27 protein-coding genes, 1 tRNA gene, 8 pseudogenes and 1 riboswitch are annotated in these 23,530 nt (G+C 28.9%); of the genes and pseudogenes, 29 read left to right on the top strand and 7 right to left on the bottom strand.

The genetic code is table 11. The annotated features are described in order from the left end of the window. Positions 1–43 precede the first annotated feature (43 nt). From PL321_RS12000 to PL321_RS12110, 22 genes and pseudogenes are all read left to right on the top strand, one after another. The gene (locus tag PL321_RS12000; RefSeq protein ID WP_273962205.1) at positions 44–1,084 is read left to right on the top strand and encodes an SPFH domain-containing protein; all 1,041 of its coding nucleotides are present in this window, start codon (positions 44–46) and stop codon (positions 1,082–1,084) included. Beyond that, a pseudogene (locus tag PL321_RS12005) lies at positions 1,077–2,001 on the top strand (phosphatidylserine decarboxylase). The gene PL321_RS12000 and the pseudogene PL321_RS12005 overlap by 8 nt, the downstream one beginning before the upstream one ends. Before the next feature lie 373 nt (positions 2,002–2,374). Beyond that, positions 2,375–2,503 (top strand): hypothetical protein, encoded by a 129-nt coding sequence (locus PL321_RS12010; protein WP_273962206.1) that lies wholly within the window; start codon positions 2,375–2,377, stop codon positions 2,501–2,503. 18 nt (positions 2,504–2,521) lie between these two features. Continuing rightward, positions 2,522–3,342 (top strand): annotated as a pseudogene (locus tag PL321_RS12020) (V-type ATPase subunit). An 11-nt stretch (positions 3,343–3,353) separates the two neighbouring features. Then, the gene (locus tag PL321_RS12025) at positions 3,354–3,566 is read left to right on the top strand and encodes a hypothetical protein (RefSeq protein WP_273962209.1); all 213 of its coding nucleotides are present in this window, start codon (positions 3,354–3,356) and stop codon (positions 3,564–3,566) included. 15 nt (positions 3,567–3,581) lie between these two features. Continuing rightward, complete coding sequence (locus PL321_RS12030; protein WP_273962210.1) at positions 3,582–3,872, top strand: hypothetical protein; 291 nt, start codon at positions 3,582–3,584, stop codon at positions 3,870–3,872. A gap of 11 nt (positions 3,873–3,883) precedes the next feature. Then, complete coding sequence (locus PL321_RS12035) at positions 3,884–4,141, top strand: hypothetical protein (protein ID WP_273962211.1); 258 nt, start codon at positions 3,884–3,886, stop codon at positions 4,139–4,141. Positions 4,142–4,167: 26 nt separating this feature from the next. After that, on the top strand, positions 4,168–4,374 hold the full coding sequence (locus PL321_RS12040; RefSeq protein WP_273962212.1) for a hypothetical protein: 207 nt from the start codon (positions 4,168–4,170) through the stop codon (positions 4,372–4,374). Positions 4,375–4,439: 65 nt separating this feature from the next. Further along, positions 4,440–5,528 carry a V-type ATPase 116kDa subunit family protein gene (locus PL321_RS12045; RefSeq protein ID WP_273962213.1) on the top strand — a complete coding sequence of 363 codons (1,089 nt, stop codon included), beginning with the start codon at positions 4,440–4,442 and terminating at the stop codon, positions 5,526–5,528. A 139-nt stretch (positions 5,529–5,667) separates the two neighbouring features. Next, positions 5,668–5,970, top strand: coding sequence for an ATP synthase subunit C (locus tag PL321_RS12050; RefSeq protein ID WP_273962214.1), 303 nt, complete (start codon positions 5,668–5,670; stop codon positions 5,968–5,970). Positions 5,971–6,118: 148 nt separating this feature from the next. Beyond that, complete coding sequence (locus PL321_RS20110) at positions 6,119–6,205, top strand: hypothetical protein (protein WP_337961164.1); 87 nt, start codon at positions 6,119–6,121, stop codon at positions 6,203–6,205. Between the two features lie 93 nt (positions 6,206–6,298). Further along, a complete protein-coding gene (locus PL321_RS12060) occupies positions 6,299–6,454 on the top strand; it encodes a hypothetical protein (RefSeq protein ID WP_273962215.1) in 156 nt (51 codons plus the stop codon). 225 nt (positions 6,455–6,679) lie between these two features. Continuing rightward, positions 6,680–6,889 carry a hypothetical protein gene (locus PL321_RS12065; protein WP_273962216.1) on the top strand — a complete coding sequence of 70 codons (210 nt, stop codon included), beginning with the start codon at positions 6,680–6,682 and terminating at the stop codon, positions 6,887–6,889. A gap of 11 nt (positions 6,890–6,900) precedes the next feature. Continuing rightward, positions 6,901–8,663, top strand: a pseudogene (locus PL321_RS12070) (V-type ATP synthase subunit A). A gap of 12 nt (positions 8,664–8,675) precedes the next feature. Then, the gene (locus PL321_RS12075) at positions 8,676–10,031 is read left to right on the top strand and encodes a V-type ATP synthase subunit B (RefSeq protein WP_273964549.1); all 1,356 of its coding nucleotides are present in this window, start codon (positions 8,676–8,678) and stop codon (positions 10,029–10,031) included. A gap of 37 nt (positions 10,032–10,068) precedes the next feature. Next, positions 10,069–10,643, top strand: a pseudogene (locus tag PL321_RS12080) (V-type ATP synthase subunit D). A 148-nt stretch (positions 10,644–10,791) separates the two neighbouring features. After that, positions 10,792–11,721: pseudogene (locus tag PL321_RS12085) on the top strand (ABC transporter ATP-binding protein). Positions 11,722–12,174: 453 nt separating this feature from the next. Continuing rightward, positions 12,175–12,429: a hypothetical protein gene (locus tag PL321_RS12090; protein ID WP_273962217.1), complete on the top strand. Its 255-nt coding sequence runs from the start codon at positions 12,175–12,177 to the stop codon at positions 12,427–12,429. A gap of 17 nt (positions 12,430–12,446) precedes the next feature. Further along, positions 12,447–12,758 (top strand): ABC transporter permease, encoded by a 312-nt coding sequence (locus PL321_RS12095; protein WP_273962218.1) that lies wholly within the window; start codon positions 12,447–12,449, stop codon positions 12,756–12,758. Between the two features lie 111 nt (positions 12,759–12,869). Next, positions 12,870–13,373 (top strand): ABC transporter permease, encoded by a 504-nt coding sequence (locus PL321_RS12100; RefSeq protein WP_273962219.1) that lies wholly within the window; start codon positions 12,870–12,872, stop codon positions 13,371–13,373. Between the two features lie 142 nt (positions 13,374–13,515). Beyond that, a pseudogene (locus PL321_RS12105) lies at positions 13,516–13,959 on the top strand (ABC transporter permease); the annotation flags it as partial. A gap of 90 nt (positions 13,960–14,049) precedes the next feature. Then, a complete protein-coding gene (locus PL321_RS12110; RefSeq protein WP_273962221.1) occupies positions 14,050–14,253 on the top strand; it encodes a hypothetical protein in 204 nt (67 codons plus the stop codon). 173 nt (positions 14,254–14,426) lie between these two features. Here the strand turns inward: PL321_RS12110 and PL321_RS12115 are convergent. After that, positions 14,427–15,760 (bottom strand): annotated as a pseudogene (locus PL321_RS12115) (IS1380 family transposase). A gap of 239 nt (positions 15,761–15,999) precedes the next feature. Here PL321_RS12115 and PL321_RS12120 point away from each other — a divergent pair. Genes PL321_RS12120 through PL321_RS20115 form a run of 5 tightly spaced genes read left to right on the top strand, consistent with a single transcriptional unit; the run spans position 16,000 to position 17,437 of the window. Further along, positions 16,000–16,506, top strand: coding sequence for a histidine kinase dimerization/phosphoacceptor domain-containing protein (locus PL321_RS12120; RefSeq protein ID WP_273962222.1), 507 nt, complete (start codon positions 16,000–16,002; stop codon positions 16,504–16,506). A 14-nt stretch (positions 16,507–16,520) separates the two neighbouring features. Then, the gene (locus tag PL321_RS12125) at positions 16,521–16,658 is read left to right on the top strand and encodes a hypothetical protein (RefSeq protein ID WP_273962223.1); all 138 of its coding nucleotides are present in this window, start codon (positions 16,521–16,523) and stop codon (positions 16,656–16,658) included. 23 nt (positions 16,659–16,681) lie between these two features. Then, a complete protein-coding gene (locus PL321_RS12130; RefSeq protein WP_273962224.1) occupies positions 16,682–16,819 on the top strand; it encodes a hypothetical protein in 138 nt (45 codons plus the stop codon). Further along, positions 16,797–17,222, top strand: coding sequence for a response regulator (locus tag PL321_RS12135; protein WP_337960815.1), 426 nt, complete (start codon positions 16,797–16,799; stop codon positions 17,220–17,222). Before PL321_RS12130 ends, PL321_RS12135 begins: the two co-directional genes overlap by 23 nt. Continuing rightward, the gene (locus PL321_RS20115) at positions 17,219–17,437 is read left to right on the top strand and encodes a response regulator transcription factor (RefSeq protein WP_337960816.1); all 219 of its coding nucleotides are present in this window, start codon (positions 17,219–17,221) and stop codon (positions 17,435–17,437) included. Before PL321_RS12135 ends, PL321_RS20115 begins: the two co-directional genes overlap by 4 nt. Before the next feature lie 154 nt (positions 17,438–17,591). Here PL321_RS20115 and PL321_RS12140 read toward each other — a convergent pair whose 3' ends face one another. Both PL321_RS12140 and PL321_RS12145 read right to left on the bottom strand, forming a co-directional pair. After that, positions 17,592–18,083, bottom strand: coding sequence for an HD domain-containing protein (locus PL321_RS12140; RefSeq protein WP_337961165.1), 492 nt, complete (start codon positions 18,081–18,083; stop codon positions 17,592–17,594). Continuing rightward, positions 18,065–18,532, bottom strand: a complete 468-nt coding sequence (locus tag PL321_RS12145) for a hypothetical protein (protein WP_273962225.1) — start codon at positions 18,530–18,532, stop codon at positions 18,065–18,067. The genes PL321_RS12140 and PL321_RS12145 overlap by 19 nt, the downstream gene beginning before the upstream one ends. Positions 18,533–18,604: 72 nt before the next feature. On the opposite strand from PL321_RS12145, the gene ndk reads away from it, so the two are divergent. After that, a complete protein-coding gene (gene ndk / locus PL321_RS12150) occupies positions 18,605–19,024 on the top strand; it encodes a nucleoside-diphosphate kinase (protein WP_273962226.1) in 420 nt (139 codons plus the stop codon). 45 nt (positions 19,025–19,069) lie between these two features. On the opposite strand, the gene PL321_RS12155 is transcribed toward ndk, so the two are convergent. Beyond that, positions 19,070–19,145: transfer RNA gene (locus PL321_RS12155), tRNA-Pro, on the bottom strand. 263 nt (positions 19,146–19,408) lie between these two features. Continuing rightward, positions 19,409–19,509, top strand: a riboswitch (TPP riboswitch). Between PL321_RS12155 and thiT the strand changes: the two genes are divergently transcribed. Beyond that, complete coding sequence (gene thiT, locus PL321_RS12160; protein ID WP_273962227.1) at positions 19,478–20,173, top strand: energy-coupled thiamine transporter ThiT; 696 nt, start codon at positions 19,478–19,480, stop codon at positions 20,171–20,173. Its footprint overlaps the riboswitch before it by 32 nt. 54 nt (positions 20,174–20,227) lie before the next feature. Here the strand turns inward: thiT and PL321_RS12165 are convergent. From PL321_RS12165 to PL321_RS12175, 3 genes and pseudogenes are all read right to left on the bottom strand, one after another. Further along, a pseudogene (locus tag PL321_RS12165) lies at positions 20,228–21,593 on the bottom strand (phosphoenolpyruvate carboxykinase); the annotation flags it as partial. A gap of 172 nt (positions 21,594–21,765) precedes the next feature. Then, positions 21,766–22,839 (bottom strand): ISL3 family transposase, encoded by a 1,074-nt coding sequence (locus tag PL321_RS12170; RefSeq protein ID WP_273964333.1) that lies wholly within the window; start codon positions 22,837–22,839, stop codon positions 21,766–21,768. 210 nt (positions 22,840–23,049) lie between these two features. Next, on the bottom strand, positions 23,050–23,451 hold the full coding sequence (locus tag PL321_RS12175; RefSeq protein WP_273962228.1) for a hypothetical protein: 402 nt from the start codon (positions 23,449–23,451) through the stop codon (positions 23,050–23,052). Positions 23,452–23,530 lie beyond the last annotated feature (79 nt).

A 23,530-nucleotide genomic window follows, 5' to 3' on the forward strand; every position in this document is an offset into this window, starting at 1 on the left:
AGGGAAATAAATTAGTTATAGAAAAAATAAAGGAGGGACTATAATGGGATATGTTTTAGTAACAATTTTATTAGTATTTGTATTAATAATTATTTTATCAACTATAAAGATAGTTAACACTGGTTATTTATATGTAGTAGAAAGGTTTGGTCAGTTCCATAGAATATTAGAACCAGGTTGGCACATATTGATTCCTTTTGTTGATTTTGTAAGGGCAAAGGTTTCAACAAAACAACAAATATTAGATATTGAACCACAATCGGTTATAACAAAAGATAATGTAAAAATATCTATAGACAATGTTATATTCTATAAGGTTATGAATGCAAAGGATGCAATATATAATATTGAAAATTATAAGTCAGGTATTGTATATTCAACTATAACAAATATGAGAAATATAGTTGGTAATATGACCCTTGATGAAGTCTTATCAGGAAGAGATAAAATAAATGCAGAGCTTTTAAGGGTTGTTGATGAAATAACAGATGCATATGGAATTAAGATACTATCTGTTGAAATTAAAAATATAATTCCACCTGCAGAAATTCAGCAGGCAATGGAAAAGCAAATGAAGGCAGAGAGAGATAAAAGAGCAGCAATACTTCAGGCAGAAGGTGAGAAACAAAGTGCTATAGCAAGAGCAGAGGGACAAAAGCAAGCAATGATACTTCAGGCAGAAGCAGAAAGAGAAGCTAATATAAGACGTGCAGAAGGTATGAGAGAGGCACAACTTCTTGAGGCAGAAGGTAAAGCTATGGCAATGGAGAGAATAGCACAGGCTCAAGCAGAGGCTATTAAAAAGGTAAATAATGCAATACACGAATCAAATACTGACGAAGTTGTAATTGCACTAAAGCAGGTTGAGGCATTACAAGAAATGGCTAAAAATCCAGCTAACAAGCTTATTATACCAAATGAGGTAGTTTCAACATTAGGTAGTATATCTGCAGTAGCAGATATGATTAAAAGTAATATAATAAAAGGCTGCAGAAGCGGCCTTTTATTATTGCTTTATAATGGGATATGTAATATAATTTACAATGACAATATTTTTGGGAGTGGAAGGTTAAATTATGATTAAGTTTTACAATAGAAAAAGTAAAGAATACCAAGTAGAAAAGGTAGCAGGTAATTTGGCAATAAAATGGATATATGGTTCAAGACTTGTTGGTAAAGGACTTTTACATTTTTTAATTAAAAGAAGGATTGCTTCAAAATTATATGGACTATATTGTTCTTTGCCTGTTAGTAGAAAAAGATAGATAAATTTATAAAGGATTTTAATATTGATATGGATAGATTTGAAGTTCCAGAGGGTGGGTTTCAAAACTTTAATGAGTTTTTTATAGGAAATTAAAGAAGAATAGGATTGATATAGAAAAACAAGGTAATGTTCTAATATCACCCTGTGATGGAAAGGTGCTTGCGTATCAAAATGTGGATATAGATATGATTTTACAGGTAAAGGATATAACATATTCATTAAGGGAATTGATTGGTAATGATGAGGTAGCAGAAAAATATAATAAAGGAACTTGTTTGATTTTTAGATTATGTCCTGCTGACTATCATAGATTTCATTTCGTAGATGATGGGATATGTGAAAAGACAAATACTATAAAAGGTTGTTATTATTCTGTAAACCCTGTTGCACTTGATAGAATAGAAAAGCTATTTTGTGAAAATAAAAGGGAATGGAGTATCTTTCACTCAAATAATTTTGGGGATATTCTTTATGTAGAAGTTGGGGCAACCTTTGTGGGTTCGATTGTTCAAACTTATGTGCCAGGAGAAACTATTAAACGAGGGGATGAAAAAGGATATTTTAAATTTGGTGCTTCTACAGTTATATTATTCTTTAGAGAAAATAAGGTCATAATTGATGGTGATATATTAGAGCAGACACAAAAGGGTTTTGAAACCTGTGTTTATATGGGTGAAAAAATAGGAGTAAAAAGGAGGAATAAATCCTCCTTTTTTTATTTAAGAAAATTTTAAAATTACATTTTAAAATCCTAAGGTAAATGTAGAAAAAATAAGAAAATAAATGCAAATATGTAGTGAAATATGGATACTTTAAAATTATCAGACAAAAAGAAAAATATATAAAATTAATAAATTTTTATAATTTGCAAAACTGATTTTAGGGAGTAAAATTAATTTATGATTTTTAGGGGGTGAGTAAATGGAGGATAACATTGAAAAGGTTATTCAAAATATAATACATATTGATAGGAGTGCTGAAGAACTGAGAAAAAAGTTGATGAAGATGTACAAAGAAAAAAAACGAGTATAGCAGTAAAATAAAGATTATGAAAATTGAGATACTTGATAAAAAATTGAAGAGCTTCAGAAGATAAAAGAAGCTGAAATGATAAATATAAAAAGTGAAGAGAGTAAAATAATTGATATGTATACAGAAAAAGCAAATGAGTTAGAAAATAAGTACAATTTAATAAAACAAGAGTTTTTAAAACAAATTTTTGAAGACATTTTTTAAAAAAGATAGGTGATTTATATGCCTGCTGCTGTAAATTATGAAGCTATTAATGCAAAGATACATTCTATTTTAGGAAGAAGATTAAAAGTGGAAGATTATAAAAGATTATTGTCCTTTACTTCCGTCAACGAAATTGCATTATATCTTAGTAAAAATACTGATTACAGTAAATATATATCAAATGAAAATATTAATTCAATTCATCGAGACGAGTTGGAGAAAAAATTAAAGATGATGTTAATCTACTATATAGATAAGTTTGATAATTATTTTAGCGGTGAGTATAGGGACTTTTTATGACATTTTATCTTAAATATGAGATTTACGACTTAAAAAGGCTTGCAAGGCTAATACATATTGAAGGAGAATTACACTCGTTAAGAGAATATTTGGTATTTGTAGATTATTATAAGAACATAAATGTAGATAATATTGTAAAAGCAAAATCAATTTCTGATTTAATAGAGTTATTAAAGGATTCTATATATTATCCATATCTAAGAAATTTATTAGATGGAAATAAAGAAGAAAATTTATTTAGATTTGAGATGGTATTGGATAAAGCATATTTTGCAATTTTATTAAATAAAATAAATAAGTTGTCTAAAAAGGATAAAAAGGCATTCTTTGATGTTTTCAACTCCATTATTGATATGACTAATATTCAGTGGATATACAGAGGAAAAAAATTTTATAATATGTATCCTGATGAATTGTTTAACTACACAATATCTGGTGCAGGAAAGCTTAATTATAAGATTATTAAGGAATTTTGTTATTCAAAAACTATTGAGGACTTGGAGGAAAAAATAAAACTTACACCATACTTTTTATGGTAAAAGGAGATGATATGCAGGATATATATATGGAAAGACGTATGAACAGATATACATATTACAAGCTAATAGGTATATTAAGAAAAAATAAAAGGGATATTTCTAATATACTGGCTTTAATGCAGTTAATTGAATATGAGATAAGAGATATAGTTTCTATTACGGAAATGGTTAGGTATGAAATAGATTATAACCAATCAAATAACTTTTTAATTAAGGCTGTTTAGCTGTGGGGTGGTTTTATGGCAGTTGCCAAGATGGAGTTTATTAATATTATTGGTCATATGGATAGTTTGGAGGATGTAGCAAAAAGAATTGTTCTATCGGAGTCAATACATTTTGTAAATGCTATGTCTGAAATTAATGAAAATAATTTTCCTATACTGCAAGCAAAGGATGAAGTAGATGCGGTTATTGGTTTTAATTATATTAAGCAGTATCAGTCGAATTTAGATTTAAACGAGATAAGTAAGATTTATGATGAATTATGTAATATGTTTGAAATTAGAAAAAATATAATAGAAAAGTTGTAGAGCAGGACTATGTGTTTTTAGATGATATAAATAAACTTAAGAGGATTTATGAAGAGGTAAGCGAAGAAAATAGGACGCTTTATAGACTGCAGGATGAATATAAAGAGATTGAAGAAATTGAATGCTATATAACAAGAATTAAAAATGTAGAGGTTAATTTAGATGATTTGTTTAATTTAAAGTATATTGATTTTATTATGGGTAAGATTTCAAATTATAATATGGAAAAGTTAAAAAGAATTATGAAAATATACCTGCAATTGTATTAAAGCTTGATAAAAATCAAGATTATTCAATGATTATGGTGTTTGTACCAAAGGTTGTTGAGTTAGAAGTAAGAAGGGTATTAAATTCTTTAGAGTTTGATGAATTAAAATTTGATTTCAAATTTCGAGGTAGTCCGAATCAATGGATAAATGATATACAAGTTAGAAAAAGACAAATCGAAAGGGAAATTGCAGTAATAAAAAATAAAATAAAAGAGTTTAAAAAGAATATGTAAATTTTATAGAAGTTTTTTATTCTAAACTTCAAATGCAATTTAAGATAGAAGAAATTAAATCTAATATGGGTTGTACAAATGAATTCTTTTATATGAGTGGGTGGATACCCAGCTTTAAAAAGAAGGCTTTGTCAAGAAGGCTTGGGGATTTTGAAAATAAATTAATTATAATTTACAAAGAACATAAAAACTTGAGAGAAGGATTAGAGCCACCTACTTGTATATATAATGGTTTTCTATTACGTCCCTTTGAGTCGGTTGTTAAACTTTATGGAGTGCCATCCTATAATGAATTGGACCCAACTGCCTTTGTAGGATTAAGCTATATGTTTTTATTTGGAGCTATGTTTGGTGATGTAGGACAAGGACTCGTACTTTTAATAATAGGATTAATTTTAGAAAAGAAAAAGTCTAGACCTAACTTAGGAGGAGTTCTTGCAAGGCTTGGTATTAGTTCTACAATTTTTGGATTTTTATATGGCAGTGTATTTGGGTTTGAAGATATTATTGGGGCACTTTTAGTAAGACCTATGGCCAGCATAGATAAGGTTTTGATTTGGGCAGTAGGTATAGGAGTTTTCTTGCTGAGTGTAGGATTTGTATATAATTTGGTTAATTGTTTTAGGAAAAGGGATATAGAAAATGGACTATTTAGTAGAAATGGACTGGCAGGTCTATTCTTTTATTGGCTTCTTCTATATTTGGTTGTTTCAAAGGTATCTGGTTTTAAAACAATTATACCAAGTTCTTTAATAACTTTGATTCTTGTTGTGCTTTTGTTATTAATGTTATTTAAGGAACCTTTAACTAATTTAATAAAGGGAGAAGAAAAATTATATAGTGAGTCTAAATCAGATTATTATATTGAAGGTGGATTTGGTGTACTTGAGACACTGCTTAGTATGTTGAGTAATACTCTTTCTTTTATTAGAGTTGGGGCCTTTGCGATAAATCACGTAGGGCTTTTTATAGCCTTTGAGACACTTGCTAAAATGATGGGTAATGAACTTGAAAGTATTTTAATGATTATTTTTGGAAATGTAGTGATTATTGGATTAGAAGGTTTGATTGTGTTTATTCAAGGTCTTAGGCTTGAGTATTATGAGTTATTTAGTAAATTTTTAGTGGAACAGGATATGAATATAATCCAGTAAAACTTTAAAAAGGGGAGGAATTTATATGTACTTTTTTGGTATTAGCTGTTTCAATAGTTGTTTTAACAATTTCAAATGGGGTTGTAAAACTTTTTAAAGGAGAGAGAACAAACTCCTTAGGTGTAAAAAAGCAATAAAGATGAACATACTTTCTTTTGTACCTGTCTTAACAGGACTTATTATAACTATGATTCCACAGGTCGCACACGCTGCAGGAACTAATAACCCTTCTGCAGGCATTGGATTTTTAGCAGCTGGATTAAGTACAGGCCTTGCAGCAATTGGTGCTGGTTATGCAGTAGGTTCTGTTGGTTCTTCTGCCCTTGGTGCAGTTTCTGAAGACCCTAAAATATTAGGAAAAACGCTTATATTTGTTGGACTTGCAGAAGGTATTGCAATTTATGGGCTTATAATTTCAATTATGATATTGGGTAGATTATAGGAAGTGGTCTTATGGTTATATATCTTATATCGGATAATAGAGATACATTAGTAGGGTTAAGACTTGCAGGGATAAAGGGAAAGGTAGTCCACGAAAAAATGAAGCTAAGGAAGTTTTAAACAAAGTTCTACAGGATAAAAACATAGGAATAATCGCTGTTACGGAAAAAGTAGCAGAACTGATAAAGGATGAAATTACGGAAATAAAGTTAAAAAACCTTATCCACTTATTGTAGAGATACCTGATAGACACGGATCTAAAAAGGAAATGATTATATTTTAAACTATGTTAGAAATTCTGTAGGTATAAAGGTTTGAGGTGGTTTTTTATGATAACTATTGAAGAAAAATTAAATCTTTTTACTAAGTTAGTATATGAGAAGGTAGAAAAGGAGAATAGCATTGTTATTAGACAGTTTGAAGAAGAGTATGGAAAAATTTTAGAAGAAAAAAGAGGGAGTTTGAGGAAAAGGCAAATGAAATAGAGCAAAAATATACAGGGACATTGAAATAAAGAGGACTCAGACCTTATCTAAGGCACATATCAAGGGAAAAAGAATTGTATTAGAAAGAAAAATGTAATTTATAACAAAGCTATAGAGGATTTAGTTTGTTACATTAAGGAGCTTAAGAATGAGAAGGAGTATAAACAATATTTTGCAGATAAACTCAATAGTTTAATAAAAATTAATAATATAGAAGATGCATATTTGATAATAAGTACTCAGGATTGGAGGCTTTGGGGTACAGAAATAGATGATAAGGTAAGTAAAGTATTAAAAGTAGAATTTGATGAAAGTTTAGATGGAGGCTTTGTATTAATCGATATGAAAAATAATTTAAAATATGATTTTTCAATTACAAACATAGTAGATGAAAACAGAGAAAAAATCGGAGAAACATTATTTGCTATGCTATAGGTGGTGGTAAAATGGAGGGTTTTGAAGGTAGAGTTGTTTATGTAAATGGACCTGTTGTAAAGGCAAAGAATATGAAGAGCTTTAAAATGAGGGAAATGGTTACAGTAGGAGAAAAGAAGTTAATAGGAGAAGTTATTTCTATTGATGAGGATTTAGGTACAATACAAGTTTATGAAGAAACAACAGGAATAAAAATAGGTGATGTAGTTGTATCAACACAAAAACCCTTATCGGTTACATTAGGTCCTGGAATTGTTGGTAATATTTTTGATGGAATACAGAGACCTTTAAATATTATATTTGATAAATCAGGTAATTTTATTAAAGAGGGAATAGGCCTTGCAACTATTGATAAGACGAAAAAATGGTATGTACAATTAATGGTTAAGGTTGGAGATGAACTTAATGAAGGAGATATATTTGGTGTTGTAGATGAAACGCCTCTGGTTAAACATTATTTAATGGTTCCACCCAATATACAAGGTAAAGTAGTAGAGGTTAAACAGGATGGTGAGTATGATTTAGATACGATTTTAGTAAAATTAGACAATGGTTTTCAGCTAAGAATGTATCAGGAATGGCCAGTTAGAATTCCAAGACCAGTTAAAGAGAGACTTCCAATACAAAACCACTTATAACAGGGCAAAGGGTAATTGATACATTTTTCCCTATAGCAAAGGGAGGTACAGCTGCTATACCAGGTGGTTTTGGAACAGGGAAAACAATGACTCAGCATCAGCTTGCTAAATGGTCTGATGCGGATATTATTGTGTATATAGGATGTGGCGAACGTGGAAATGAGATGACGGAGGTTTTGGAGGATTTTCCAAAACTTATTGACCCATCATCAAATTTGCCTTTGATGAATAGAACAATACTTATTGCTAATACGTCAAATATGCCTGTTGCGGCAAGAGAAGCATCTATATATACAGGGATAACGATAGCTGAATATTTTAGAGATATGGGTTATAATGTGGCTGTTATGGCAGATTCCACATCAAGATGGGCAGAGGCTCTAAGAGAAATATCTGGTAGACTTGAGGAGATGCCAGCGGAAGAAGGTTATCCTGCATATCTACCTTCAAGGTTGGCAGAATTTTATGAAAGGGCAGGGTATGTAAAAACTCTGAATGATAAAGAAGCCTCTGTTACTATAATCGGAGCAGTATCTCCAGCAGGAGGAGATTTTTCAGAACCTGTTACACAAAATACTAAGCGTTTTGTCAGTGCGTTTTTAGGGTTGGATAGAAAGCTTGCCTATTCAAGGCACTATCCTGCTATAAATTGGCTTTCAAGCTATAGTGGATATATTACACAGCTTGAGGATTGGTATAAGCAAAATGTTGCAGAGGATATGATATTTTTAAGGGGAGAAATGATGAAGATTTTACAAGAAGAAAGTAAGCTACAGGAAACAGTTAAATTAGTAGGGGAAGATGTTCTGCCAGATCAACAAAGATTAATACTTGAAATTGCAAGACTTTTAAAGGTAGGTTATTTACAACAGAATGCCTATCATAAAGAAGATACATTTGTTCCTTTAAATAAACAGTATTTGATGCTTAAAGTGATTGATAATTTTTATAAGTTAGCAAAGGAAGCTGTTAAAGTTGGAGTTCCTATATCTGTAATTAAGACAAGTGATTTGTTTTATAAAATAATTAAAATGAAATATGAAATACCAAGTGACTTTGGAAGGTCTTTTGATGAGCTGATGAATGATATAAGTGAGTATTTCTCTAATTTAATAAGAGAATATGAGGGTGATTAGTATGCATAAGGAATATATGAGTTTAAAAAAATAGAAGGCCCTCTTATTGTAATAGAAGGGGTTGAGGGTGTATCCTATAACGAAATGGTTGAAATAAAGGTACAGGGTAAAACTAAACACGGAAAGGTTGTACAGTTAAATAACCATATTGCAGTAGTTCAGGTTTTTGAAAACACTTCTGGTATGTCTGTAAATGATATTTCCATTAAGTTCACAGGTAAACCTCTTGAAATTAAACTTTCAAGGGAGATATTAGGTAGAATGTTTAATGGAATAGGTCAGCCAATAGATGGAGGTGGACCTGTTTTTAGTGGAGTTAAACTTGACGTAAATGGAAGTCCTATAAATCCTGTTGCGAGAAGATACCCAAGAAATTATATTCAAACAGGTATTTCAGCAATAGATACACTTACTACCTTAATAAGAGGTCAAAAGCTGCCCATATTTTCAGGTAATGGATTACCTCATAATGAGATAGCTGCCCAGATTGTAAAACAGGCAAAGGTTGCAGAAGGTGAAGGTGAATTTGCAGTTGTATTTGCAGCAATGGGAATAAAGCACGATGATGCCCATTATTTTATAAAAACATTTCAAGATGCAGGGGTTTTAGATAAGGTAGTTATGTTTATGAATTTAGCAGATGACCCTGTAGTTGAGAGAATTGTTACCCCAAGATGTGCTTTAACTGCGGCAGAATATTTAGCCTTCTATGAGAATATGCATATATTAGTTATTATGACAGATATTACGAGTTATTGCGAAGCATTAAGAGAAATATCGGCTGCAAGGGAAGAAGTTCCAGGAAGAAAGGGTTACCCTGGATATCTATATTCAGACTTAGCAAGTTTATATGAAAGAGCTGGTATGGTTGAGGGTTCTAAAGGCTCAATTACTCAGATACCTATATTGACTATGCCAAATGATGATATAACACATCCTATACCAGATTTGACTGGCTATATTACAGAAGGTCAGATAGTTTTAAGCAGGGAGATATATCAAAGAAATATCTATCCACCTATAAATATACTTCCATCCCTCTCGAGACTTATGAAGGATGGAATAGGTAAAGGATATACACGTGAAGATCATCCTGATGTAGCTAATCAGTTATTTTCATCCTATTCGAGAGTACAGGAGGTTAAAGCGTTATCTCAGGTTATAGGAGAAGATGAATTGTCTGAGCTTGATAAAAAATATTTAGAGTTTGGAAATACATTTGAATATAGTTTTTTAAAACAAGGATTTGATGAAGAAAGAGATATAAATAGGAGCTTGGAAATTGCTTGGGATATATTATCTATACTCCCTAAAAATGAATTAGATAGAATTAACCCCAAATTTGTTGATGAGTTTTATAGAGGGTGATTAAATGGAAAATATTGCACCAACAAAATCTAATCTTATGAGTGCAAAGGCAACATTGGAATTTTCAAAGAAGGGTTATGAACTATTAGACCAAAAGAGAAATGTGCTTATTAGAGAGATGATGGGATATGTAGATAAAGCTAAGGAAATCCAGGAGAAGATAAACAGGAAGTTTGAGGAGGCCTATGAGGCACTTAGAATGGCAAATATCACAATAGGTGTTTCTACAGTTGAAGAAATTTGCCAGACTGTACCTGAAAATGGACAATTTAGTTTACTGTTTAAAAGTGTAATGGGAGTTGAAGTACCTATAGTTAGATATTACAAAAACTTTAGGGAACCTACCTATAGTTTTTATCAGACTAATACAGCAATGGATATAGCCTTTATAAAATTTTCAGAAATAAAGTACTTAATAATGGAATATGCTGAAGTTGAAAATGCAGTATTTAAGCTTGCAATGGAGATAAAAAGACTCAAAAGAGAGCTAATGCTCTTGAAAATATACAGATTCCTAAATATGAAGAGATTGTAAAATACATTCAGGATGTATTAGATGAAAAGGATAGAGAGGACTTCTTTAGACTTAAGGTTGTAAAAAGAAAAGTTTAAGAAAGAAGAGTAAGCCATAAAAAGGATAGTTAAGATAAACTATCCTTTTTTTATGACAAATGTCATTAATAAAGGTTATTATGGTAACTAACAAATAAAAGCAATTTATAATAAACTTATTATAGATAAAAATAGAAAGGGGATAATTATGATGATTGTTGAAGTTGAAAATTTAGTTAAAAGGTATAAGGATGTTTTAGCTTTAGATAATGTAAGTTTTAGTATTAAAGAGGGGAGATATTTGGATTTTTAGGTCCAAATGGTGCAGGAAAAACAACGACAATTAATGTACTTTTAGGTTTAATAGGTTATGATTCAGGCAATATAAAAATATTTGGAAAGAATTTAAAGGATAATGAAGATGAAATAAAGAAAAATATTGGAATAGTCCCGCAGGATATTGCCTTATATGAAGATTTAACTGTATTAGAAAATATTAAATTTTTGCAGGGCTTTATGGATTAAAAAAAGAAGAATTAAAAAATGCAATATATGATACATTAGAATTCACTGAACTAATGGATAAAAAAATTTACTTGTGAAAAAACTATCTGGTGGCATAAGAAGAAGGGTTAATATTGCATGTGGCATTGTTCATAAACCAAAACTCATAATTATGGATGAGCCTACAGTAGGAATAGATGCACAGTCAAGGAACCATATTTTAAATTCAATAAAAAACTAAATAAAATGGGAGCAACTGTTATTTATACATCCCACTATATGCAGGAAATAGAAGAAATATGTTCATATGTTGCTATTATTGATAAAGGTAGGATAATTGCAAAAGGCACTAAGGAAGAATTGAAATCTCTTATTACTAAAGATGAGAAGTTAGTTATAGAGGTATCAAATATAAATTATTCGATGATTGATGATATTAAAGGAATTAAAGGTATAATTGCTTGTGATATAAAAGAAAATTTTATTTATATAGTTGAAAAAAAGGAACAAATAATCTAACTTCTATAATTGACAAGATATTAAATAATGGTGGAGAGATAATATCTATAACCAGTGAAAAGCCAACATTAGAGGGAGTTTTTTAACCTTAACAGGAAAAAGTTTAAGGGATTAGGGGTGATAAAATGATTTCTTTTAATATCGCTTATTATAAATTTATAAGAAATTGGAGAAATAAAACTAATTTAATGCTTCTTTTCTTTTTCCCATTTTAATAATTTATATATTGGGTAATGCATTAGGAGGAATGTTTTCAGGTAGTACGCTGAACTATAAAAAATTAGAAGTTGCTTTTTAAATAAAGATAGTGGCGAGATTTCAAAGAAATTTGAAGATTATTTAGAAATTGAAGAAATAAAAAATTTATTAATGTAACTAAAATGGAGGATATAGGTAAGGCGGAAGAATTATTAAAGAGAGGAAAATTTGCATCAATTATTGTAATTGAAGATGGTTATACAGATAAGATAAAAAAGGTGAAAAAGCAGATATAAATTTAATAGAAAACAATATAAAGATTTATAATACTTTTATTGTAAAGGCTATAGTTCAATCCTATGTAAATGGTATGAATATAAATAAAGCAGTGTATGAAGTCAAAAAGCAATTTGTTAAATATGAAAATATTAAATCAATTGAAAGTATAGGACTTTCTAAAGATAATAAATCTCCCAGGGCAATTGATTACTATTCTGTAACAATGATTATAATGACAATTATGTATGGGTCAATAATTGGATACTACTCAATAGGAGAGGGGTACTTTAGTAGAACAATTCAGAGATTTAAGGTTGCAGGTATAAAAATTACCAAATATATATAGGAACATTATTAGGGGATTTGTTTTGGTTATTTGTTGATTCTATAATAATAATAATAATAACAAAATTCTTTTATGAGGTAAATTGGGGAAGCAATTATTTAATATTAGCAGTAATAATATTATTAACTTGTATATTGGCATTAAGTATGGGAATTACAGTCTATATGTTAGTGAATAATTTTAAAGTTGCAGATGCCTTATTAAATATTTTAGTTATTTATTTTACATTTATAAGTGGAGGATATGTTAGGATTATTGATAGCTCAGGTACAATATTGGAGAAACTACAATATACTTCACCGAATTTTTGCTCAACGTGCAATATTTAACCTAATATATGGAGATGGTTTAACTGAAACTTTTAAATTTATATATATCTTAATAATATTGATATGTATGATGTTTTTATTATCAGGTTTATTTGCAAGGAGGCGAGCAATTTGATTATATTTAAAAACAATATAATGAGAATTTTTAAGGATAGAGCAAACTTTATTTTTATGGTAATGATACCAATCATAATAATAATATTTATATTGATATTTTCTGTAGGTGAAGATAGGTTTAATTTAGGGTTAGCTGATAATGATAAAACTTTTTTAACTAATTATATAATAAAATCCTTTGATGATAAAGTTAATATAATATATGCAGATGAGAATCAAATAAAAAATCTAATTGTTTCTGAGAAGATAGATTATTCATTGGTAATAGAAAAGGGAACAACAAATAAAATTATTAATGGAGAAGTACCTAAGATAAAGACATATAGGTTGAAGGACAGTGAGGCTACAATTTTATTTGAGAATTATATAAATACAATAGTTAGTGATTTATATAATATTGGAAAAACTGTAAATGGAGATATTGATGAATATAAAAATATATTTAAAATATATACTCAAAAAAATATGGAATTAATTATAACGTTATATCAGGATTAAATTTTAATGTTATATTAAGCAGTTTGGGTCTTTTTACATTTTTGATGTTGATTTTAGGAACAACTACCTCAAAGTTGATATTAGATGATAAAAGATATAAAGTATACTATAGAGTTTTTGCTGCTCCAGTAAATCAAAAAATTATATGATACAAAATATTTTAAGTTCTTATATAGTAATAGCCCTACAGACAACAGTGGTATTTCTTATAATAAATAAAATATTCAATTTTAATTTCAATAATATTTTAATTAATCTTTATATATTATTTTTATTATTCTCTATTTTTTCTGTGGCACTTGGCATTTCAATTTCAAATATTTCAAAGGATAGAATACAGTTTGGATATTTAACTAATCTAATAATAGTTCCGATGTGTATGCTTGGTGGATGTTATTGGCCTCAAGATTTTATGCCAGAATATTTGCGAAATATATCTAATTTAGTACCTACGTCTTGGTTTATGAAGGCAGTAGAAAAAATAGTTTTTGGAACAGAATTAAATGGAGTTTATAAGGAAATATCAATAATAATTTTATTTACTATTATATTCTTTTTAATTGGAATCAGTAAAAAGTTGATATAAGTAAATAAGTTTAAAAGCATGAACAATTTAGAATTTTTTTAAAGTTGTTCATGCTTTTTATGGTATAATATAAATAAAAAGAGGTTTTATATGGATAGGATTTACAGAATTATACTTTTAATTTGTATTTTAGTTAAGTGTATAGATATTAGGCTATCTTATTTTATAGTAGCAGCACTTTTGTGTTTAGTTGCATCAAATATATTTAGATTAAAATTTAAAAATACTATATTACTTATGATTTTTGAAGGATTATTAGTAATTTATTTATATAGCCAAGAAAAGTTTTTTTAACTTGAATTCGGCAAGTAAATTTTAAAAAAGTTTCTACTTGCCATTTTTGTTTTCTTTATGAATAAATTTACATTTATTATGATATTTTATACCGTTAGGTCTTTTTTGAGTATACTTAATAAACCCAAATAACATTTGGATTTTTAAGGGAATTTATTGTTTTTATTTTACTATTAAGTATAAACTGTTATCATTTTTCTACTAAAAATATGTATTTGTTTTTGAATATGAGTAATGATTTTTTCTAATAAGCAATTATTTGAAAAACTTAAATATCTATAATATTTGCTGCCGCAAACATTACCACAAACTCTATAAAATATTCTTCTTAATGTACTAATTTCATGATGTTGTACTTCCTTAGGCATGATTGCTTGTTTAAACCAGTTATGAATGTTATATGCTATCATTTTTATTAAAAGGTACAATTCATTGCATTTATGATTTACTAAACTATTTTCGCTAAAGGCATAGCCTTCTTTTATTTCATCTATATTATTTTCAACATCACATCGTTGATTATAATCTTGAAATATTTCTTCAGGTGTTAAATAATTTATATTTGTTACTATTGCTTGATATTTATATTTACATTCTTCGAACATTAACTGATTCATATTTTTGGAATAATTTTTTCTCTTATAATCACAAATCTTCTTGCTCTTTGCCATTTAGGCAATGGAACTGTAATTTCTGTAACAGATAAAGTAGAACTTATATCGTGCCATATATAATCCTTTGGATTATTATTTATAAAATCTATTATCATTTTAACAGTAGAATACATTTTACATTTAACAACATATTCTATTCCATTATCTTCAAAATATAAAAAGTTTTCTTCATCAAAAACCTCTATCAAGTCTAACTCTTTTAAGAATATATCTTGAAGGAAGCTGGTTTACACAACTCTTAAAGAAATCTAAAAATTTATAATTACTATGGTGTCTACCATTTTCAAGAGTAATGTTAAGTAATTCATCAGTTCCTGAAATAAACCCAACTTTTTCTTTAAATGATGGTCTTCCATTGTACCTTGGATTATATCCTATTCCTGATTTTTCTTGATTACCAAAGATAGTTATAACAGTATCATCAATATTAATACAAACCTCGCGTACATCTTCAGTTGAAGACTTTAAGTCAAGTATTTTTTATTTATAGTTCTTAATTCTTCTAAAGTTTCTGTTGGTAAAGCTTTTAAGAGATCTCTACATACTTTTTCACTGGGTAATTTATCTACACCTTTAAACTTTTTATATCCTTCATCATTTCTTAATGTTTCAATGTGCATAAATCTTGAGAAACCAAGAATATTTGCATCAATCATGTATTCTATAATTTCTGCAGTATTAAAAGTAGAATTAGCGGCCTTCTTATAGGTTACGCCTTTTTCTAAAATAGTTGGTAATCCTATTATTTGTTTAAAGGATTCCACATAAGAAAAAGTTGCTACAGAAGTAACTTTGGTATCATTAAATTTTGCTTTCATGTTCAAAAATCTAATTTTCTTCTTTAAATTTTTTGATTTTGTTGTAAACTATCCATAGAAATCACCCTTTTGTGTTTTAGTTTTGCAATTATATTTTAACACTTAAAAGGGATGATTTCTTTTAATTTTTTGAACAAAAATCCTTTAATTCCAATGTCTTTCGGCATTACTTGCCGAATACAAGTTTAATATTAGTTTCGTATTTTTTATTTGATTTAATAATACTTAATAAAGAAATCATAGCATATATTCTTTTGTTTGTTATTTCACCTTTTATTCCTAAATCGGATTTTCTATTATATATATTTATATTTTTAAATACTATTACTTTAGCAAAGTTTTACTTGAAATCAAAAATGAAGGAAGAAATTTATATAACATCTTTAGATAATGAAAGAAAATTAAGATATGAATTGGAATTTTTAAAGAGAAAACTATTTGATTCTTTAGAAAAAACAGAAGAGTTATCAATTATTAGAGAAAGAGATAGAATATCAAGAGAGCTTCACGATTCATTAGGACATAAAATTACGGGTATATTATTTCAATTGCAGGCGTGTCTAAAACTTATCGATAAAGATAAAGAAAGATCAATTGAATTACTTGAAAGTTCTATAAAAGAACTTTCAGATACATTGAAACTTATTAGAGAAACAGTTCATAAATTAAAGCCTAAAAATGTTTATGACATAGAGTTTATAAAAAAATTATTGACAATTTCAAGTATTGCAAAACAAATTTTAAATATAGTGGGGATTTAAACAAAATTACATCATTGCATTATGAGTTTTTAATTAATACTATAAAGGAATTATTAACAAATGCGTATAAGTATTCATTTGCATCAGAAATTGATATAGAGTTTACAATATATGATAGTTTTTTAGATTATATTTTAAGGATAATGGAATAGGATGTAAACAGATAAAAGAAGGAATGGGCTTAAATTCCATTCGATATAGAGTATATAATTTTAATGGAAGGATAGAGGTGGATGGTGAAGATGGTTTTATGGTTTTAATATTAATTCCATTAAAAGGTGGGGATATATTTGAAGGTATTAATAGTAGATGATGAAGCGTTAATTAGAGATAGTCTAAAACTTATTTTAGGGTTAGAGGAAGATATTGAAATTGTAGGAACAGCAAAGAATGGACAAGAGGCAATTGAAATATGTAAAAAACAAAATGTAGATGTTGTTTTAATGGATATTAGAATGCCAGTTATGGACGGGGTGTTGGCTACAAAATATATAAAAGATATAAATAGGAATATAAAAATAATAATTTTAACAACATTTAGGGATGATGAATTTATTGAACAAGCAATGAAAAATGGAGCTGAAGGATATATATTAAAAACTCAATCGACTGATAGCATAATAGATACAATTAAAATGGTTTATAAAGGTGTTGCAGTATTTGAAGGAGAAGTTTTAAAGAGTATATCTAATATGTTAAAAGGGAAAGGAAGATGAGTTATAAGGATTTTAATATAACTGAGAGAGAATATGAAATTATAAAACTTGTTGGAGGCGGATTATCAAACAAAGAAATAGCATCAAAGCTGTTTTTAAGTGAAGGAACTGTTAGAAATTATATAACAGGACTTTTAGATAAGCTAAATTTAAGAGATAGAACACAATTGGCAATTTTTTACTTAGAAAATTGTAATTCTAACGAAAAAGAGTAATTTATTTAAACTACTACTGAAATTAATATTAAAATTTATTAGTTTTTAAAGAGGTTAGTACTAAATAGATTATTCATAATGATACTATGATAAAAGTGCTAAGAAAATGAATTTTACTTAGCACTTTTTATCATAGATGATTAATATTAACAATCTATATAGAAGTAGTTTTCTTAATTGCACGTTTATATGTTGGATTATAATCAGTCCAAACATCGGTTCCTGCATCTCTTTCAATTGCAAGATGGAAGGCGTTGATTTCTGCACTTGCTTTATCGGCATTGTGGACAGCTATTGCTTCAAGTGTCATAGGCAACACAGGTGAACCCATTTCAAGTGTTCCGTGATGAGAAAGTATACAATGTTCAAGTTCATATCTTAATGATTGAGGAAAATCAGGAATTTTTGATATAAAGCTATTTAATATTTCAACTCCAATATTAATATGTCCTATAAGTTTTCCTCTTGTTGTATATTTATTTTCTGGGAAGTCAGAAAGCTCAATTATTTTTCCTATATCGTGAAGTAGTGCAGAGGCTACTGCGATATCATAGTTGACATATGGAAAAATATGTGTAAAATTAATTACAATTCTTGCTACTTCAAGTGTATGTTGTGCAAGACCTCCTATGTATGCGTGATGTATTTCTGCTCCTGCAGCTTTTTTAAAAAATTTGTTTTAATATTATCATTTGAGAATATATTATTTAATAATTGCTTTATTTTTTCATTTTGTATAGTTTCAATTATATTAAATAGTTCTTTTTCCATTTGTTCGCTGTTTAGATAGCAAGAGGGTATAACTTTATTTATAAGTTCTTGGCTTGGATTTTCAATTTTTTCGATTTTATTAATATGTATTTGAAGAGTACCTTTGAAATCCTTAGCAACTCCTGAAATATAGGCAAAGCAACCAGGTATTATTCTTTCTGCAATATCAGGATTATCATTCCATATTTTTGCATCATAGTTTTTTATGCCTGAGCTTATTTGTAGATGGTAGTATCCTTTATCGTTTTGACCTACTTTCTTTTCAATTTTCCTTACTACAACAGGTTGATTTTCTATTTTTTCATTTGGAAATAAATTTTGCATAAAATCACCTCGTTAATATTATACATTAAATTTATAAACTTTACACACAAATATTATGATGGAGGGATAAAAATGGAAAAAACATTAGTTTTAATTAAACCCGACGGGGTAGAGAGAGGGCTTGTTGGAGAAATAATAAAAAGATACGAAATGAAGGGACTAAAAATAAGAAATATAAAGTCGGTTGTTCCTACAAGAGAATTAGCAGAAAAACACTATGAAGAACATAAGGGTAAAGAATTTTTTGAAGAACTTATAAAATATTTAACTTCAGGGATGGTAATAGCAATGATATTAGAGGGAGAGAATGCAATAAAGTGTGTAAGAAATATAAATGGTGCGACAAAATATCAAGATGCACTACCAGGGACAATAAGAGGTGACTTTGCATATAAAGATACCTACAATCTTGTCCACGCCTCTGATTGCAGTGACTCTGCAGAAAGAGAAATAAACCTTTGGTTTAAAGAGTGCCACCCAGGTGAAAAGTGAAATGAACCATAATATGGAAAAAGCCTTAGCATATGCTAAGGCTTTTGGTCTGGGTGACTGGACTTGAACCAGCGACCTCAAGAACCCCATTCTTGCGCGCTACCATCTGCGCCACACCCAGATATATTTGACACATATATTATAAAACTAATTTTAAAATAAATCAATACCAATTAGTATAAAGTTTGTTACAATAGAGGTAATCTATTTATATATTTATTGTTTATTATTGATATTTATACCTAATTTAAAAATTACTCATAAAATTTCAATCTCTTTTATAGTTTTTTAAGTATGCTTTTTAACTTTTGATTTTATTAAATTTTTGAAATTTAAGTTGTATTTTATATATTAGGATAGTATAATTATATTGAAGATAAATAAAGCAGACGCTGGGGAGCCTTAGGCTGAGAGGAAGGCAAGACCTTCGACCCTTAGAACCTGAACTGGGTAATGCCAGCGAAGGGAAGCGGAAAAAGTACTCCTTTTTGCGTCTGTATAAAAAAGGAGGTTTTTTTATGCAATTTTGAAGGACTTTTAAAAATTAAGCCCTATGTATGGGCAATACTTGGTGTTTTACTAATCATATCCATTGTATCTATTTATTTAAACAAATCTAAAGAGGATAAAAAGTTTGACACAAGAAAAATTACAACAGCAAGTCTATGCATAGCTCTTTCCTTTGTACTATCTTATATTACAATATTTAAACTTCCACAGGGTGGTTCTATAACATTAGGAAGTATGATTCCTATTTTTATATTTGCATATATCTATGGGGTAAAGGATGGAATAATTGTAGGTGCAGTGTACGGAATACTCCAATTTATTCAAGAGCCTTATATCGTTCATTGGGCACAAGTTTTAATAGATTATCCTCTTGCCTTTGGTGCGTTAGGACTTGCTGGATTGTTAAGAAAAAATATGCCTGTTGGTATGTTGATAGGAGGAGTTGGAAGGCTGTTTTTCCACGTTATTTCAGGTGTTATATTCTTTGGGTCCTATGCACCAGAAGGGCAAAATGTTTTAGTATATTCTTTGGTATATAATTCAACTTATTTATTACCAGATCTTATATTATGTGTTGTTGTAGGGTTTATACCTCAGTTTAAAAATGCTGTAAAAAGGTTAGTAGTAGAAAGAAGTTGAGCCGTGAACAATATTGTTCACGGCCTTTTATGTTAATTGTATGAAGGGGATAACTTATATAGTATTTATTAACTCAAACAAAGCTTTTGCTGCAAGGGCTGGTCCTTCTTTTTCTAAGCCCTTTATACCAAGCTGAGTTTTTATTTGACCAACCTTGATTCCTTTGTTAAACAGCTCTTTAAAATATATATTTATTAATTCATCCGACCTACCTTGCCATTGAAGGGGACCAAAGGGGTTAGCAAAATATGAAGATACAAGACCTACTTCATTAGTGGTTCCCTTTGCAAGCCTTTTTCCGGATTTAAATACATCTATTGCCTTTTCAACATCTGTAAATATTTCAATTGAATTGTCATCTTCAACCTTATCGTAATTATTAGCATATAGGAATAGATCTACCTTATGGCCTTTTACTATTTCCTTATAACTTGATACGGGTATTATGAGTCTGGCATTTGTTTTATCAGGGTTCATAAATATACTTCTATCAATTTCTTTGAAGGCATAGCCTTGATCAAGGTCATCTAATCTTACAAAGGCCCCTATTTCAGTACCATATGCCAGAATATCATTTTCCTTTAATCGTATTGTTCCCATATCGTCAAATATTATCGAAAGTTCACTTACATAGTTTGCCTTAAGGTTTCTAATAGCTTCAAGAGTTTCAGATTTACCAGCACCACTATCCCCAATAAGAATAACATTGGCTTGCTTTCCATTTTTCAATGTAATATTAGCCATTGCTCCGTGGAGAGGTAGATATCCCCTCTTTAGCATTATTAAATTATGAAGTGTTAAGGTCATTTTTTCATATAACCAAAATAATCTATTTCATCGCTGTAGGAAACTAAACCAAGCATTATATCATTTTCTTCATCATTGAAAAACACAGTTTTTGTTTCGCTGCAATTACATCTTGCACCAAAGACATATATTATATCAGGTTTCTTTCCTTGGTATTCTTCTTTTTGGCTATTTCAAACAAGTTACAAAGAGAAATACCGTGAGACATAAAGTCTCTATGAAAATAGATATAGGCTAATAAATCCCCAACTTTTGCAGGAAAGCAAAACCAGTGCCTTGTTGTTATTTTGCAATTATTTAATGGATTTTCAAATACTTCATTAAATGTTCCTTCTCGCTTGTTCTTTTTGGATATACAATGAAGGGGGATCAAGCAAGATATTTTCAATAAATGGAATATTTTTTAGTGGCTCATACAGAGGGGAATTTTCCAGTCATTATTGCTTAAAACAAGGCCTGCGTTGCCTCCTGCGGGGAGTTGTCTATATACATTTGGGGTTATTTGCAATATATTTTCTTCTACCTTTCTGTATAGTGAAAGAATTAAATTAGAAAATTCTTGGTTTGCTTCAATAAAACGTGTCTTTTCAAGACCTTCAGTTATTTTGTTGTTAAATAGGCTCTTTGTCAATAGTTGGGGCGGGCATTAGATTAGAATGCCTGTCCTTTCTTATTTGATAATGATTTTAGCAAGATAGATAGGATGAGGGGAGTTTACCCTTAAAAAATTGCACGACAAAAAGACCAACGATAGTTGGATTTCCTAAAATACAATATTTAACAGATTATTTATTACAACAATGAAGAATTCTATTCCTGAATCTATCAAAATTTCTATAGCCGAAGGCTATTCTTTTAATAACTTTGATTTTATTATTAAATCCTTCTATACAAGCATTTGTATAAGGAATATCAAAAGAATTACAAATCTCATTAAAATATCTGATATAGGTATTTGCACATCTTTTCAATTCATTGATACCACTATTTTGTGCAAGTTTAATCCAATCTTTTAAGAGGACACGAGCTTCGTTAGAAGAAGGTGAAGCATCAATAATACTCAATAACTTTTCCTTTAAAGTGTGGGCAATTGCTAATTCACTATTATAAGAAAACATAACTTGTAAAGCTAACTTTGAATCTGTATCAAGTAAGCCATATCTTTTTAAAATAAGCTTTTTACTTCTTTTAAAGTATTTTCTTAATTTAATTGATAGTTCTCTTTGGATACGTTTTCTTACCGCTTCTACTGCCCATATGACTTGTCTAATATAGTGAAATTTATCTATAACAATTACAGCATTTTTGAAATAAGTTTTAGCTAAATCAATATAGGGTTGCCACATATCACAAATAAAGTGTGTAACGCTATCGCGATTTTTAATTTTTCTAAAATAATCTATAAGAATATGCTCTTTTCTATCTTTAATAATGTCTAGTATTTTATGATTAACAGGATCGACTATTGCACAATGATATTTAGAACCACCAGAGTTACCTTTAAATTCATCTATAGATATTATTTTAGGTAAATTAGTAGGAGAAGAGTAAGATACATTATCAAAAATACGTTTTATAGTATCGATAGATAGATTAGTTTTTCTAGCAACTGATGTCATACTATATTCATTAGATAATTCATAAATTACAAACATAGCTAATCTATTAGTTATTCTATGATAACGAGGTAAAAATTCTATATGTTCATAAAATTTTTTGCCGCAGGCATTACAACGATATCTACGTTTTTTAAGAATGATAAAAGTATGTTTAAAGAATAAGGGTATGTCTTTAATACGCTGAATTCTATAATCGTGAACTCTTGTAACTTTGGAATTACAATTAGGGCAAGTACAAATTTTTTCTTAGTTTCTAAGTATATCTCAATGTACGTGTCATTATGAATAATCTTTTTATAATAACATCTTTAAAACCTAATAAATTTTTGATAGAATTATTAGTGTGCACTTGATGGATGCCTCCTTTCAGGTAAGGTTTTTGTTTGGTTATTTTAATTTTACCAGGTGTCTAATCAGGTGCACATATTTTTTGTAAAAAATATGCTGGGTCTACGCCCCAACATTTATTATAGAACCGTTAAATATTAATGTATATCTTTCAATTTTACGCCAGTATCTATACAAGTCCTCTACAAAATCAATTAGTTCTTCTTTTGAATTTGAAAATACGCAGTATTTTTCATTTATTTTTATTATTTCATCAAGATTTAAAATAGAAAGTAACTTAAATAATGATATAATTTCTTTATTCATAATTGCGAGGTCGTCGGTATATAGTTTGCTTGATAGAAATCTATATACTTTTGTATTTGAATTTTTAGATTTTGAAAGATAAGTTGATAAAACCTTCTCAAATCCTTCGCTATCAAGCACCTTTTCGTAGGAGTCGCAGTAGTAGGAAGAAAAGTTTATCATTGCTTTGTTGTTGCTTAATGAAAATGCTTTGTACATAATAGACCTCCTTGAAAGTTTCCAAAACAAATCTTGCAATTATTATACAATTATTCTGTGGTGCTTGTCAACGATTTAA

The organism is Caloramator sp. mosi_1, from assembly GCF_028622835.1.
Lineage (GTDB): Bacteria > Bacillota > Clostridia > Clostridiales > Caloramatoraceae > Thermobrachium.

Excerpts from the sequence above, each read along its gene's own strand:
- PL321_RS12045 (WP_273962213.1), top strand. The coding sequence starts at position 4,440 with ATGGGTTGTACAAATGAATTCTTTTATATGAGTGGGTGGATACCCAGC.
- PL321_RS12110 (WP_273962221.1), top strand. The coding sequence starts at position 14,050 with ATGGATAGGATTTACAGAATTATACTTTTAATTTGTATTTTAGTTAAG.
- PL321_RS12090 (WP_273962217.1), top strand. The coding sequence starts at position 12,175 with ATGAATATAAATAAAGCAGTGTATGAAGTCAAAAAGCAATTTGTTAAA.
- thiT (WP_273962227.1), top strand. The coding sequence starts at position 19,478 with ATGCCAGCGAAGGGAAGCGGAAAAAGTACTCCTTTTTGCGTCTGTATA.
- PL321_RS12000 (WP_273962205.1), top strand. The coding sequence starts at position 44 with ATGGGATATGTTTTAGTAACAATTTTATTAGTATTTGTATTAATAATT.
- PL321_RS12050 (WP_273962214.1), top strand. The coding sequence starts at position 5,668 with ATGAACATACTTTCTTTTGTACCTGTCTTAACAGGACTTATTATAACT.
- PL321_RS12175 (WP_273962228.1), bottom strand. The coding sequence starts at position 23,451 with ATGTACAAAGCATTTTCATTAAGCAACAACAAAGCAATGATAAACTTT.
- PL321_RS12060 (WP_273962215.1), top strand. The coding sequence starts at position 6,299 with ATGATAACTATTGAAGAAAAATTAAATCTTTTTACTAAGTTAGTATAT.
- PL321_RS20115 (WP_337960816.1), top strand. The coding sequence starts at position 17,219 with ATGAGTTATAAGGATTTTAATATAACTGAGAGAGAATATGAAATTATA.
- ndk (WP_273962226.1), top strand. The coding sequence starts at position 18,605 with ATGGAAAAAACATTAGTTTTAATTAAACCCGACGGGGTAGAGAGAGGG.
- PL321_RS12130 (WP_273962224.1), top strand. The coding sequence starts at position 16,682 with ATGGGCTTAAATTCCATTCGATATAGAGTATATAATTTTAATGGAAGG.
- PL321_RS12025 (WP_273962209.1), top strand. The coding sequence starts at position 3,354 with ATGCAGGATATATATATGGAAAGACGTATGAACAGATATACATATTAC.
- PL321_RS12145 (WP_273962225.1), bottom strand. The coding sequence starts at position 18,532 with ATGCAAAATTTATTTCCAAATGAAAAAATAGAAAATCAACCTGTTGTA.
- PL321_RS12030 (WP_273962210.1), top strand. The coding sequence starts at position 3,582 with ATGGCAGTTGCCAAGATGGAGTTTATTAATATTATTGGTCATATGGAT.
- PL321_RS12040 (WP_273962212.1), top strand. The coding sequence starts at position 4,168 with ATGATTATGGTGTTTGTACCAAAGGTTGTTGAGTTAGAAGTAAGAAGG.
- PL321_RS12010 (WP_273962206.1), top strand. The coding sequence starts at position 2,375 with ATGATAAATATAAAAAGTGAAGAGAGTAAAATAATTGATATGTATACA.